10 protein-coding genes are annotated in these 13,248 nt (G+C 73.5%); 7 read left to right on the plus strand and 3 right to left on the minus strand.

What is annotated here, in order from left to right:
* Positions 1-8 precede the first annotated feature (8 nt).
* From Aru02nite_RS07255 to Aru02nite_RS07275, 5 genes are all read left to right on the plus strand, one after another.
* Positions 9-1,919: a polysaccharide lyase family 8 super-sandwich domain-containing protein gene (locus Aru02nite_RS07255; RefSeq protein ID WP_275408594.1), complete on the plus strand. Its 1,911-nt coding sequence runs from the start codon at positions 9-11 to the stop codon at positions 1,917-1,919.
* A 531-nt stretch (positions 1,920-2,450) separates the two neighbouring features.
* Positions 2,451-3,776, plus strand: coding sequence for a M60 family metallopeptidase (locus Aru02nite_RS07260; protein ID WP_203655908.1), 1,326 nt, complete (start codon positions 2,451-2,453; stop codon positions 3,774-3,776).
* Positions 3,777-3,915: 139 nt separating this feature from the next.
* Entirely contained in the window at positions 3,916-5,931 is a 2,016-nt protein-coding gene (locus Aru02nite_RS07265; protein ID WP_203655910.1) for a S1C family serine protease, read from the plus strand.
* 73 nt (positions 5,932-6,004) lie between these two features.
* Positions 6,005-7,723: a bifunctional 3'-5' exonuclease/DNA polymerase gene (locus Aru02nite_RS07270; protein WP_239076477.1), complete on the plus strand. Its 1,719-nt coding sequence runs from the start codon at positions 6,005-6,007 to the stop codon at positions 7,721-7,723.
* 100 nt (positions 7,724-7,823) lie between these two features.
* Complete coding sequence (locus Aru02nite_RS07275) at positions 7,824-8,546, plus strand: MgtC/SapB family protein (RefSeq protein ID WP_203655911.1); 723 nt, start codon at positions 7,824-7,826, stop codon at positions 8,544-8,546.
* A gap of 15 nt (positions 8,547-8,561) precedes the next feature.
* Here Aru02nite_RS07275 and Aru02nite_RS07280 read toward each other — a convergent pair whose 3' ends face one another.
* The gene (locus Aru02nite_RS07280) at positions 8,562-9,062 is read right to left on the minus strand and encodes an Lrp/AsnC family transcriptional regulator (RefSeq protein WP_203655912.1); all 501 of its coding nucleotides are present in this window, start codon (positions 9,060-9,062) and stop codon (positions 8,562-8,564) included.
* 94 nt (positions 9,063-9,156) lie between these two features.
* Here Aru02nite_RS07280 and Aru02nite_RS07285 point away from each other — a divergent pair, with 94 nt between their 5' ends.
* A complete protein-coding gene (locus Aru02nite_RS07285) occupies positions 9,157-10,446 on the plus strand; it encodes an MFS transporter (RefSeq protein WP_203655913.1) in 1,290 nt (429 codons plus the stop codon).
* Positions 10,447-10,581: 135 nt separating this feature from the next.
* Here Aru02nite_RS07285 and glyA read toward each other — a convergent pair whose 3' ends face one another.
* Positions 10,582-11,856, minus strand: coding sequence for a serine hydroxymethyltransferase (glyA, locus tag Aru02nite_RS07290; RefSeq protein ID WP_203655914.1), 1,275 nt, complete (start codon positions 11,854-11,856; stop codon positions 10,582-10,584).
* A 161-nt stretch (positions 11,857-12,017) separates the two neighbouring features.
* A complete protein-coding gene (locus tag Aru02nite_RS07295; protein ID WP_203655915.1) occupies positions 12,018-12,311 on the minus strand; it encodes a DUF4235 domain-containing protein in 294 nt (97 codons plus the stop codon).
* Between the two features lie 169 nt (positions 12,312-12,480).
* Between Aru02nite_RS07295 and Aru02nite_RS07300 the strand changes: the two genes are divergently transcribed.
* Complete coding sequence (locus Aru02nite_RS07300; RefSeq protein WP_203656081.1) at positions 12,481-13,188, plus strand: Crp/Fnr family transcriptional regulator; 708 nt, start codon at positions 12,481-12,483, stop codon at positions 13,186-13,188.
* Positions 13,189-13,248: the final 60 nt, after the last annotated feature.

Genomic DNA, 13,248 nt, shown 5'->3' on the forward strand with positions numbered 1-13,248 from the left:
GAAAACGCTTGCCCAAGGTGCTCGTGCTGCTGGCCGGTCAGGTACCGGCCGACCAGCTCGCCAACCACCTGCGGGTGATCGACCGGTTCGTACCGAACGCCGACCGGCGCACCAACTACCCGACGCTCGCCGAGACCGGCGCGAACCGGATGGACAAGGCAGTCATCGTGGCGCTGCGCGGGATCGTCGGCCGGGACGGCGATCGCATCGCCCTGGCCCGCGACGGCATCTCGGACGTCCGCGACAGCGGTCGCTACAGCATCTTCCAGTACGTCGCGAGTGGCGACGGTTTCTACCGGGACGGCTCGTTCATCCAGCACGACGCGGTCCCGTACGTCGGGTCGTACGGCACGGTGTTGCTGGACGACATCGCGCGGCTGTTCCTGCTGCTGGCCGGATCCCCTTGGGCCATCACCGATCCCAGCCAGAACGTGCTGCTCGACGCGGTCGGCGCGAGCTTCGCGCCGTTCGTCACCGACGGCGCGATGATGGACTGCGTACGCGGCCGTGCCGTGTCCCGGGAGTACAGCAGCGATCACGTGACCGGGCACGGGGTGATCGCCAGCGTGCTGATGCTCGCCGCCGGCGCGCCCGCACCGTACGCGGACCGGTTCAGGGCGCTGGCCAAGGGATGGATCGAGCGGGACACGGCGCTGCCCTATCTGGCGTCGGCGAGCGTGCCGCAGATCGTCGCGGCGAAGGTGGTGCTGGCCGACACGACCGTACCCGCCGAGCCGGAACCCTCGTACCACAAGCAGTTCCCGCACCAGGACCGGATCGTGCACCGCCGGCCGGACTGGTCCTTCACCCTCGGCCTCTCCTCGTCCCGAATCTTCCGGTACGAGTGCGGCAACGGCGAGAACCTGCACGGCTGGTACACCGGCGACGGCATGACGTACCTGTACACCGGGCGCGACCGGAACCAGTACGCGGACGGGTTCTGGCCGACGGTCGACCCGTACCGGTTGCCGGGCACGACGGTCGGCACCGAGCCGCGCAGCGACGCGGTCAGTACCGGGACCTCCGGGCCGATCGCGTTCGACCCGTGGGTCGGCGGCGCCGTGCTCGCCGACCGGTACGGTGCGGTCGGCGCGGCGTTCACCTCGTACGACCGGACCATCACCGCGCGCAAGTCGTGGTTCCTCACCGACGATGCGGTCATCGCGCTCGGCGCCGGGATCACCCGCACCGGCGACGACCATCCCGTACTGACCGTCGTGGAGAACCGCAACCTGCACGCCGACGGTACGGCGGGACTGGTTGTCGACGGGCACGCGCAGCCGGTCGAGCCCGGCTGGCAGAAAGCGTTTCCTTCCGCTCGCTGGGCCCATCTCACCGGCGTCGGCGGGTACGTCTTCGGCGACGGCGCGGCGCTGCATGCCGAACGCGCCGAACGTACCGGTCGCTGGTCGGACATCGACACGGGCGCCGACACCGGCGGCGGTGGCGAGGCGATCACCCGTCGGTACCTGACGCTCTGGTTCGACCACGGTGCCACGCCGACCGATGCGACCTACCAGTACGTGTTGCTGCCGAACGCATCGCCGGACGCCACCGCGCGCTGGGCCGCCGACCCGCCCGTCCGCGTCCTGGCCAACACCCCTGCGGTACAAGCGATCCAGGTGTCCCGGCCGTACCTGACCATGGCGACGTTCTTCGCCGCGGGCGAGGCCGGTCGGCTGTCCTGCGACGGTCCCGCCGCGGTACTCGTCCGCGTCGACGGCGACCGGATCACCGTCGCTGTCAGCGATCCAAGCCGTACCGCGGACACGATCCGGCTCACGCTGCCGTACCCGGTGCGCCGCGTCGCCACCGCCGACGACACGGTACGGCTGGAGTCGAGCCGGCCGCAGGCGGTGCTGTCGATCGCCGTCGGCGGTTCCGTCGGCGCCACTCACACCGCCACCCTGCTCCGCTGACCCGCCCGACCAGACCGACAGACGCGGGGCCGCATCGACCGTGGCACAACCGATCGCGATGCGGCTCGCGTCCACAACCAGGTCGCCGACCGCGGCAGCAGTCCGACGTCGGCGGCGCGGGCGCACCCTGGTCGCCTCCGGCCACCGGTCGCGGCGCCGACGACTCCCGACCGACGACTCCCGACCGACGACTCCCGACCGACGACCCCCGTCCGCCGACTCCCGCCCGACGACCCCCGTCCGCCGACTCCCGCCCGACAACCTCCGTCCGACCGCACCAACCTGCCGTCCGTCGGGTCGGCGGCATCTCCTGCGCTTGCCCTGCCAGGCGTAGAGCTCATCTGGCAGCCACCACCGCCCGGCCATCGGGAGGCTCCGTCTACTCGGCGGCGCCACGGCCGTCGGGCGACCTGACGTCACGCCACTTTCGACCGCACCGCACCGCACAGCAGCGCCGTGACAGCCGGAACGGCACCGGGCTGGTGCCGTCGATACGTACCACGACCTTGTCCATCCACTGTGGAGGTTCACATGACACCGTCCAGACGGGCATTCCTCGGTACGGCCACCGTCGCCGCCGCCGTCGCCGTGACCGGATCCGGTACGCGCCGGGCAGCGGCGGCGCCCGGTCCGGTCGACGACCGTACGGTGACGCTCACGGCGAAGCCGGATGCGGAGTCGGAACGGCTGCGGCTGGCGCAGGCGCTGCGGGCCACCGATGTCGAGTCGACGGGCTGGTACCTGCCGCCGAACACGCCGGTGACGGTGCGCGTGCCGCACGGGCCGGTGGTACCGACCGTCCACATCGGAGCGCCGGACGCCGACGACGCCGCGAAGACACCGCGGCAGTACGCGCTTGCCGTGGGGGACACCACGGTGCGCGATCCGTACGGCGGGATGATCTATCTCAGCGCGGTCGGCGACGGCGAGCCGGTGGCCGCGCGGATCGGTGCAGGCGCGGTCCGGGCGCCGTACTTCCGGCTCGGTGCAACGGATCCGGCGGAGTTCCGGGCGGCACTGTCCACCGTGGACACCCCGTACGCGGAGCTGACGGCGGACCACGTCATCCTCACGGTGAAGCGCGAGTCGGCGCTGGCGTACGCGGGGGAGGACCAGGCGGCGCTGCTGGCGCTGTTCGCGCGAATCGTGCGGATCGAGGACGAGGCGAGCGGGCTGGACGGCCGCAACCCGCGCGACCGGCGCAACGCGCACCCGTACCACTTCGTGAACATCACGGCGACGAAGCCGGGCGTCGGCGCGTACACCTCGCACGGCTACATGGCGTTCCCGAACGCGTACCTGAACCGGCTGCTCGCGGTGGCCGGGCTGCACGACAACGGCTGGGGCATGTGGCACGAGCTGGGCCACGAGCACCAGCAGTTCGCGTACAAGCCGGCGGTGCTCACCGAGGTCACCGTCAACCTGTACGCGCTGGCGGTGAACCGCGCGCTCGGCACCACGCCGCGGCTGACGGTGCCGGACGCGACGACCGGGCGCACGCCGTACGAAAGCGCTCTCACCAAGCTTTCGCAGTCCACTGTGGACTACGACACGACGTTCGACGGGTACGAGAAGCTCGTGATGCTCAACCAGCTGACGCTGGCGTACGGCGAGGGGTTCTGGCCGCGGCTGCACCGGCTGATCCGGCAGGAGAACCCGCCGACGCAGTGGGACGCGCCGGGTGCGGACGGGATCCGGTGGGGCTACCTCGCGGCGTACACCAGCCGGATCGCGCGGCACGACCTGACCGGCTTCTACGACCGCTGGGGCGTACGGCTGACCGACGACGCGCGCGCCACCGTCGCCGGCCTCGCCCTGCCCGCCCCGCCGGTGGACCCGAGCACGCTGCACGAGTGACCCCACGACGCCCGGGTACGCGCCGTTCGTACCGGGTGCGTACCCGGGCCGTCACGCAGTGATCGTCATCGTTCCCTCTCCCAGGCGATTCCCAGGGTTGGCTCAGGCCCGGCGCAGCCTAACGGGACAATCTGGGGCCATGAGTGAAGAGGACCGCGACACCAGCCGTGCCGACGAGCCGGCCGCGGCGGAGTCGACCAAGCCCGCGCAGCCGGACGCCGGCGCGGCCCCCGCGGCCCCGGCAACGCCCCGGCCCGCGGCCGCGAACACGCCCGCCGCGCCGTCGGAGGCCCCGTCCCCGGCGGACGCCGGCCCGGCGCGCCCCGACGAGCCGACCGAGACCCTGCCCGCCGCGGCGACGACCGGGCCGACCAGCGCCACGCCGGCCACGCCGACGGCTGCCGACACGCCCGCAACGCCGGCCGCTGCCACGCCGGCCGCCGACGGCACGCCCGCCGTACCCGCAGCCGACACCACGCCCGCCGCGGCGGACGCGACGCCGAGCGGCGACGAGTCCACCGAGATCCTGCCCTCGGCGTACGCGACGGACGACCTGGGCGCGCAGCCCACGGCGGCCGCTCCCCACCAGCCGGCGCCCGGCGCGGGATGGCCGCAGCCCGGACAGCCCGGCGGTGAGCCGCAGCCCGGCGTACCGGCGCAGCCCAGTGGCGAGGCGCAGCCCGGCGTGCCGGGGCAGCCCGGTGGCGAGGCGCAGTGGCCGCAGCCGGCCGGCGACCAGCCCGGGTGGGGCGCGCAGTCCGACCCGACCGGCTCCTACCCGCAGCCCGGCACCGAGGCCGCGTTCGCCCAGCCCGGCCAGCCCGGCCGGGCCGGTCAGCCGGGGCAGCCCGGTGGCGAGGCCGCGTTCGGTCACCCCGGACAGCCGGGACCGACCGGGGAGTACCCGACGCAGCAGGTGCCGCCGATGGGTCCGGGCGGGTGGCAGCAGCCGGGACCGTACGGGCAGCAGCCGCCGAAGCGTCCGGCGCGGCGCTGGCTGGCGGCGGGCGCCGCGGCGCTCGTACTCGTGCTGGGTGGGGGTGTGGTCGGTGGGGTGACCGTGCACGCGCTCGGCGGCAACGGGGTGACCGAGAGCCCGGTCGTGTCGAGCCCGGTGTCGAGCAAGGGCGGCTCGCTGGCCGACATGGTCGCGCAGGTACAGCCGAGTGTCGTGTCGTTGAAGGTGCAGCCGGACGGCAGCCAGTCCGGTGACGAGGGTTCGGGTGTCGTGATCCGTTCCGACGGCATGATCCTGACGAACAACCACGTGGTGTCGTCGGTGGCCGACGGCGGCGGCACGATCACCGTGACGTTCTCGGACGGCAAGCAGGCGTCCGCGAAGGTCGTCGGTACCGACCCGGCCGGTGACCTGGCGGTGGTGCAGGCGCAGCGGCAGTCCGGGCTGAAGCCGGCGACGCTGGGCGACAGTTCGAAGATGCGGGTCGGGGACGGTGTGGTCGCGATCGGCAGCCCGCTCGGCCTGGAGGGTTCGGTCACCGAGGGCATCGTCTCGGCGCTGAACCGCAGCTACAGCGTGGCGGCCGAGGACCAGCAGCCGCAGCAGCAGAACCAGAACCCGTTCAACTTCGGCCAGCCGAAGAAGAACCAGCAGAACCAGCAGAACCAGGGCGGCGGCAGCACCGTCACCATCCCGAACGCGATCCAGACCGACGCCGCGATCAACCCCGGCAACTCGGGCGGTCCGCTGCTGAACATGGCGGGCCAGGTCATCGGCATCAACTCGGCGATCCGCGGCTCGGACAGCAGCAGCGGCCAGGCCGGCAACATCGGCATCGGCTTCGCCATCCCGATCAACACCGCGCACGCGACGGCCAACCAGCTGATCCAGGGCAAGAAGGTGCAGCACGCGCTGTTCGGCGTGAAGGTCGGCGACGCGGTGAGCGACGGCCAGGGTGCCAGCGGTACGCCGCAGGGAGCGCTCGTCGCCGACGTCACCAAGGGCGGCCCCGCCGCGAAGGCCGGCCTCAAGAAGGGCGACGTGATCACCTCGATCGACGGTACGAAGGTGACCGACTCGGCGTCGCTGGTGTCGATCATCAGCGAGCACAAGCCGGGCGACAAGGTCAAGGTCACGTACACCCGGAACGGGTCGTCGAAGACCACCACGGCGACGCTCACCAAGTCGCCGAACTGACCCACCCGCACCAGCACGACGGCCCGCCGGTCCCGCACCGGCGGGCCGTCGTCGTACCTGCGCCGGACTGTCGGTGGGTGGGTGCAGGATCTGGGGTGTGTGGTGGGCGGTGCACCCCGACCGGGAGTCCGGCGGTGACCTGACCGAGCTGGATGCCGCGGGCGTACCGGCCGGTCCGGTCGCCGTGCCCGACCTCGCCGCCGCCGTCGCCGACCGGGAGCCGGCCGGTGGCCGCTGGATCTGGCCCGACACCCCCGACTGTTACGGGCCGCTGCACCGGCGCGGCGTCCGGGTGGCGCGCTGCCACGACCTGGCGCTGACCGAGACCCTCCTCCTCGGGTACGACGGGCGGTGGGGTGAGCCGCGTTCGCTCGCCGCCGCCTGGGCCCGGCTGCACGACCTGCCGGTACCGGACGACGCGCCGGTCACCGTGGCCCCGCAGCCCGGCCGGCCGACGCAACCCGCGCTGTTCGAGCCGGTCGCCGACGAGCTGCCGGGCGCCGCGTCACCCCTGGACGCCGTCGTCGCCGTGTACGCGGACCAGCGGCGTCGCATCGCCGCGCTGCCCGCGCCGGAGCGGTTCCGGCTGCTGGTGGCGGCCGAGTCGGCCGGCGCGCTGGCGGCGACGGAGCTGGGCGCGGTCGGCCTGCCGTGGCGGGCCGACGTGCACGACCGGCTGTTGACCGAGCTGCTCGGGCCCCGTCCGGTCGGTGGCGGCCGGCCGCCGGTGCTCGCCGGGCTGGCCGCCGAGATCGAGGCGGGTTTCGGCTTCCGCGTCAACCCGGACTCGCCGGCCGACCTGGTCCGCGCGTTCCGCCGGGCCGGTGTCCCCGTCACCTCCACCCGGGCGTACGTGGTGCGGCAGGTGGACCATCCCGCGGTGCCGCCGCTGCTGCGGTACAAGGAGTTGGCGCGGCTGCACAGCGCGAACGGGTGGCAGTTCCTGGCCGACTGGGTGATCGGCGGCCGCTTCCGCGCGGAGTACGTGGCGGGTGCGGTCGTCTCCGGTCGCTGGGGTACCCGGGGCGGCGGGGCGCTGCAGATCCCGAAGGCGGTGCGCCGCGCGGTGGTCGCCGACCCGGGCTGGGCGCTGGTCGTGGCGGACGCCGGCCAGCTGGAGCCGCGGGTACTGGCCGCGGTGTCCGGTGACCGCGGCATGTCGGCGGCGGCGGGCATCCCCGCGGACGCCGCCGCGCCCGGCGCCGGCGACATGTACGGTGCGCTCGCCGCGGACGCGTTCGGCGGGGACCGGCAGAAGGCGAAGATCGCGCTGCTCGCCGCGATGTACGGCGGGACCAGCGGGGACGGTGGCGCGCTGCTCGGCACGCTGCGCCGCCGGTTCCCGGACGCGGTGGAGTACGTGGAGTCGGCGGCGCGGGTCGGCGAGCAGGGCGGCCTGGTCCGTTCCGTACTGGGGCGCACGTGTCCGCCGGCATCGGCGGCCTGGTCGGGTACGGGTGAGCCCGGGGAGGCGGTGTCGACGTCGGCGGCGTCGGCGCGCGCCCGCGGCCGGTTCACCCGCAACTTCGTCATCCAGGCGACGGCGGCGGAGTGGGCGTTGCTGCTGCTGGCCGATCTGCGCGGCCGGCTGCACCGCCTGGGTGCGGGCGCGGAACTGGTGTTCTTCCAGCACGACGAGGTGGTGGTGCACTGCCGGCGGGAGTTGGCGGGCGAGGTGACGGCGGCGGTGTCGGCGTCGGCGGAGGAGGCGACGCGGCTGCTGTTCGGGTCGACGCCGGTACTGTTCCCGCTCGACATCGCCACCGTCGACTGTTATGCCGATGCGAAGTAAGCGCCACCTGATGGGATGAACAGCAGAAGATCACGGGATGAAGGTCTAACCTGGTCTGCCTCGCCCCCGATGCGAGAGGAAGCGAGGACCCTCTACCGGTATGACCCATCTGTTGGCTTTCGGCGAACCCACCGGCCAGGGCTGGACGCAGGTCGGCGAGCTGGCACTGGCGCTGCTGCTCTGCAGCGCCATCGGCCTCGAACGCGAGCTCGCCCAGAAGAGCGCCGGCCTCCGTACGCACACCCTGGTCGGCGTCGGCGCCGCCCTCATCATGCTGATCTCCAAGTACGGGTTCACCACCGTGCTCGGTCCGCACGTCTCCCTCGACCCGTCCCGGGTCGCCGCGCAGATCGTGTCGGGCATCGGCTTCATCGGCGGCGGGCTCATCTTCGTCCGCCGCGACGCGGTCCGCGGCCTCACCACGGCGGCCGTGATCTGGATGTCCGCCGCGGTCGGCATGGCCTGCGGCGCCGGCCTGTGGCTGCTCGCGCTCGTGGTGACCGCCGGCCACTTCCTCGTCCTGTACGGGTACCCCGCGATCGGTCGTCGGCTGCCGCGGTCGAAGTGGGCGCCGTCCACGCTGACCATGACGTACCGCGGGGGGCAGGGGGTGTTGCGGACGGCCCTCGCCGCGTGCACCGACCGGGGGTTCGCGGTCAGCGAGATCTCCACCGACCAGGTCGACCACGGCGACGACGGCCTGGTTCGCGTCGCCCTGACCCTCCAGGGTGTACGGATGCTCGCGGACCTCGCCGCCGCCCTCACCGAGATCGACGGGGTGGTCGCGGTCCGCGCGGGTGACGTGAACGTCGAGTCCGACTAGGTGGCGCCGGCCGGGTCACCAGCCGTCGGCGGGGGTGACCCGGTCCGGCTCGTCCGGCGGCGGCTCGATCTCGTGCCGCTCGTACTGGGTGGACAGCACGATGTGGGAGCGGAGCTCGCCGTGCCGTTCGCCCATGCGTTCGAGGAAGCCTTCGAGGTGGGCCATGGACGTGACGCGCACCTTGAGCAGGGCGCACGAGTCGCTGCCGAGCTTGTGTACCTCGGTGATCTCCGGGTAGTCGGCGGCCCGACCGGTCCGCAGCAGGCAGCGGCCGGACGCGCACCGCAGCATCAGGAACGCGCTGAGCGGCAGCCCGGCCCGCGCCGGGTCGACGCGCGCCTGGTAGCCGGTGATGACGCCGGTGTCGCGCAGCCGCCGCACCCGGTCGGCGACCGCCGGCGCCGACAGGTTCACCCGACCCGCGAGCTGCTTGTACGACAGGCGTCCGTCCTGTTGCAGCTCGTGCAGGATGCGCCAGTCGATCTCGTCGAGCGGTACGTCCGACCGGAAGGTCATCGGCCGATCATTCCTTCCGTACGACAGGTGATGGCGCCCGAACGCCTGCCACAGGCCATTCAGATCGGGCCCCGACTTTTCTAACCTGCCCGACATGGAACTGTCCAGGACACGGTCGCTGGTGGCGCTGTTCGCCGGGGCCGCGGCGGTGAACGCGGCGACGGTGACCGCGAGTACGGCGTCGGCGTTGCTCACCGCGGACACGCTCGGCGCCGGCTGGAGCGGACTGCCCGGCGCCGCGAGCGTCGCCGGTACCGCGGCCGGGGTGGCGGTGCTGTCGCGGCTGATGGCGCGGTGGGGCCGGCGTACCGGGCTGCTCGCGGGCGCCGCCACCGGTACGGTCGGCGCCGCGGTGGCCACGGTCGCGGCGGCGACCGCGACGGTGCCGCTGCTCGTGGTCGGCATGGTGCTGCTCGGATCCGGCAACGCCGCCGCCCAACTCGCCCGGTACGCCGGCGCGGACCTGTACCCGCCGGCCCGGCGCGGGTTCGCGCTCGGCGCCGTGGTCTGGGCCGGTACGGTCGGTGCGGCCGGCGGCCCGCTGCTGCTCGCCCCGGTGACCCGGCTCGCGGGCGCCACCGGCTGGCCGCCGCTGGCGGGCGCGTTCGGGTTCGCGTTGCTGTGCGTCGGCGCCGCCGCCGCGACCCTGACCCTCGTCGTACGCCGGCCGGCGCCGGAGCCGGAAACCGGTGTGCGGCAACCGATCCGGCCGCTGCTGGGGCACCCGACCGTACGCCTGGCGCTGGCCGCGATGGCGACCGCGCAGGTCGTGATGGTGGCGATCATGACGGCGGCCCCGGTCGACATGCACGAGCACGGCCAGCCGATGAGCATGGTCGGGCTGGTCCTGTCGACGCACACGCTCGGCATGTTCGCGCTGGCGCCGCTGTCCGGGAAGCTGGCCGACCTGATCGGCGGCCGCTCGGTGATCGCGCTCGGGCTCGGCGTCCTCGCGCTGTCCGCCGTCCTCGTCGTCACGACCGTACGCACCGGCGTGCCCGGCCTGCCCGTCGCCCTGTTCGCCCTCGGGTACGGCTGGAACCTGGCGTTCGTCGGCGGCAGCACCCTGCTGGTACGCGGGTTGCCGGCCGCGGCGGAGGCCCGCGTACAGGGTGTGGTGGAGACGATCTCGTGGTCCGCCGGGGCCGCCGCGACCCTCGCCTCCACCGCGGTGCTCAGCGTCACCGGGTACCCGCCGCTCGCGGCAGCGGCCGGTGCCCTCGTCCTGCTCCCCGCCGTACTGCTCGTCGTCCCGCCGCGCGGGCCGGGGCACCCCGACCGGCGGGACGCGGACGAGCAGGTGACCGACCCCGCACCGGACCCGGAGGTACCGGCGGTCGACCGGGCCGGCCACCGTGGCGGCCGGCCCGGACCGTCGACCTAGAGCGTGCCTGCACAGGTTGCTGGCCGGCTGCGCCGGGCCCGTTCGTCGTCTCGCCGCGTTGTCGGCACGAGCAGACAACGCACTCGCGCCTCCGGCTTGCGAGACGACGAATCGCTCGACCGAACCTGTGAGGACCTAGAGCGTCGGGTAGAGCGGGTACTTGCCGGCGAGCGCGGCGACCCGGTCGCGCAGCGCGGCGGCGCGGGCGTCGTCGAACCCGGGCAGCAGCGCCTGCGCGATCACGTCGGAGACCTCGGCGAACGCGTCGGCGTCGAAGCCGCGGGTGGCGAGCGCGGGCGTACCGATGCGCAGGCCGGAGGTGACCATCGGCGGGCGCGGGTCGAACGGTACGGCGTTGCGGTTGACGGTGATGCCGAGGTCGTGCAGCCGGTCCTCGGCCTGCCGCCCGTCCAGTTCCGAGTCGCGCAGGTCGACGAGTACGAGGTGCACGTCGGTGCCGCCGGTCAGCACGCGTACGCCGGCGGCGGCCAGCTCGGGCTGGCTGAGCCGGTCGGCGAGGACCGACGCGCCGGCCAACGTACGCCGCTGGCGGTCGGCGAAGTCGTCGGACGCCGCGACCTTGAACGACACCGCCTTCGCGGCGATGACGTGCTCCAGCGGCCCGCCCTGCTGTCCCGGGAACACCGCCGAGTTGATCTTCTTGGCCAGCTCCGGCGTGTTCGTCAGGATGACGCCGCCGCGCGGGCCGCCGAGGGTCTTGTGCGTGGTGGTGGTGACGATGTCGGCGTGCGGCACCGGGTTCGGGTGCAGGCCGGCGGCGACCAGCCCGGCGAAGTGCGCCATGTCGACCAGGAGCAGCGCGCCGACCTCGTCGGCGATCTCCCGGAACGCCGCGAAGTCCAGGTGCCGCGGGTACGCCGACCAGCCGGCGACGATCATCTTCGGCCGGTGCTCCACCGCGAGCCGGCGTACCTCCGCCATGTCGACGCGGTGGTCGGACTCGCTGACGTGGTAGGCGACCACGTTGTACAGCTTGCCGGAGAAGTTGATCTTCATGCCGTGGGTCAGGTGGCCGCCGTGCGCCAGGTCGAGGCCGAGGATCGTGTCACCCGGCGTCAGCGTGGCGAACATGGCGGCGGCGTTGGCCTGCGCCCCGGAGTGCGGCTGCACGTTCGCGAAACCGGCGCCGAACAGGCCCTTCACCCGTTCGATCGCCAACTTCTCGATCACGTCCACGTACTCGCAGCCGCCGTAGTAGCGACGGCCGGGATACCCCTCGGCGTACTTGTTGGTGAGCACGGAACCCTGCGCGGACAGTACCGAGACGGGCGCGAAGTTCTCCGAGGCGATCATCTCCAGCGTCGACTGCTGGCGGTGCAACTCGGCGCCGATGGCCTCCGCGACCTCCGGGTCGGTGTCGGCGAGGGAACGGTTGAGCAGATCGGTCATGCCCCCATCCTCCCCGCTCCGGCCCGCGCCGACCGGACGGGGTCCGGGCCGTCCACCGTGCGGCACCGCGACCGGGTCGGTACCGGCGGCCCCGCCCCGGGATCAGGGCAGCATCGTACGAACCGGGCACCGTCCGCGCGGTGCCCGGGAGTACGCGGGGGTCAGGCTTCGATCTCGGCGGGTTCGTGCTCGTGACCGGGGGGTTCGTTGCCGGTCAGGGACCGCCAGACGACCGCGGCGCCGCGCGCGGCGACCAGCTCGGCCGCGGCGATGGCGACCCCGGACACGGCGGCCCAGACCAGGGTCTCGCCCCAGCCCGCCTCGAAGTCGTTGTGGTGCTCCGGCGGGTCCTCGTGCCGCACCGCACGCCAGCCGGCCGCGACCGCCTTGCGCGCCGCGAACCCGAGCGGCAGCGCGAAGGCCAGCGCCGTCACCTTCCAGCCCAGCTTGCTCATGGCCGCCACGGTACGGCCCACCCCCTCGCCAGTTCCTGATGTGCATCGTGCCACGCCGGTACGGTTCGGGTGACGCCGCACGGGGCGTTCTCTTCGCACGACGCTCCGCGGGACCAGCAACCCCGCTAACCTGGACATGCACCTCTGAAGGGGGAGGTCGGGGCGGTTGGTGGACTGGCGTGCTGTTCCGGGCGATCCGTTGCGGGGGATCGCCCTGTTCGCCGGGCTGGATCAGCGGATCCGGCGCCGGCTGGCCGCCAGTGCCGAGACCCGGGCGTACCGGGAGGGGCAGATCATCTTCGCCGAGGGCGACCCGGGCGACGCGCTGCTGGTGGTGAAGCGGGGCGCGGTCGCGGTGTTCCGGTCCGGGCCGTCGGGCGACCGCGCGGTGCTGACGCTGGTCCGCGCCCCCGGCGTACTCGGGGAGCTGTCGTTGTTGGACGGTGCGCCCCGGTCGGCGTCGGTGGAGGCGGTCGGGGCGACGGAGGTGCTGGCGCTGCCGCGTACCGCGTTCCTCGACCTGGTGCACTCGGACCACCGGCTGCTGGAGGAGGTGTTCCGGGCGCTCGGCGAGATGGTGCGGCGGCTGACCGAGCAGAAGACCGACCACATCTTCCTGGACCTGCCCGGGCGGGTGGCGAAGACGCTGGTCCGGTTGCTGTCGCCGACCGAGGACGAGCTGGAGCCGATGCACCTGAGCCAGGGCCGGGTGGCGGAGCTGGTCGGTGGTTCCCGGCAGAGCGTGAACCAGGTGATCCGGACGTTCGCGCACCGCGGGTGGCTGCGTACCGAGGGGCGGGCGATCGTGCTGACCGACCTGGCCGCGCTGCGGCACCGCGCCGGTCTGCCGACCCAGCCGCCCGATTCCGGCGGGTGACCGTCCGCCAGCTCCGCGCGTCCGCCGCGCACCGTCCGGTGCCGGCTCGTACCGGGCTGT

The sequence above is a fragment of the Actinocatenispora rupis genome (genome assembly GCF_016861975.1).
Classification (GTDB): domain Bacteria; phylum Actinomycetota; class Actinomycetes; order Mycobacteriales; family Micromonosporaceae; genus Actinocatenispora; species Actinocatenispora rupis.

Excerpts from the sequence above, each read along its gene's own strand:
- Aru02nite_RS07285 (WP_203655913.1), top strand. The coding sequence starts at position 9,157 with ATGGAACTGTCCAGGACACGGTCGCTGGTGGCGCTGTTCGCCGGGGCC.
- Aru02nite_RS07280 (WP_203655912.1), bottom strand. The coding sequence starts at position 9,062 with ATGACCTTCCGGTCGGACGTACCGCTCGACGAGATCGACTGGCGCATC.
- glyA (WP_203655914.1), bottom strand. The coding sequence starts at position 11,856 with ATGACCGATCTGCTCAACCGTTCCCTCGCCGACACCGACCCGGAGGTC.
- Aru02nite_RS07260 (WP_203655908.1), top strand. The coding sequence starts at position 2,451 with ATGACACCGTCCAGACGGGCATTCCTCGGTACGGCCACCGTCGCCGCC.
- Aru02nite_RS07275 (WP_203655911.1), top strand. The coding sequence starts at position 7,824 with ATGACCCATCTGTTGGCTTTCGGCGAACCCACCGGCCAGGGCTGGACG.
- Aru02nite_RS07295 (WP_203655915.1), bottom strand. The coding sequence starts at position 12,311 with ATGAGCAAGCTGGGCTGGAAGGTGACGGCGCTGGCCTTCGCGCTGCCG.
- Aru02nite_RS07265 (WP_203655910.1), top strand. The coding sequence starts at position 3,916 with ATGAGTGAAGAGGACCGCGACACCAGCCGTGCCGACGAGCCGGCCGCG.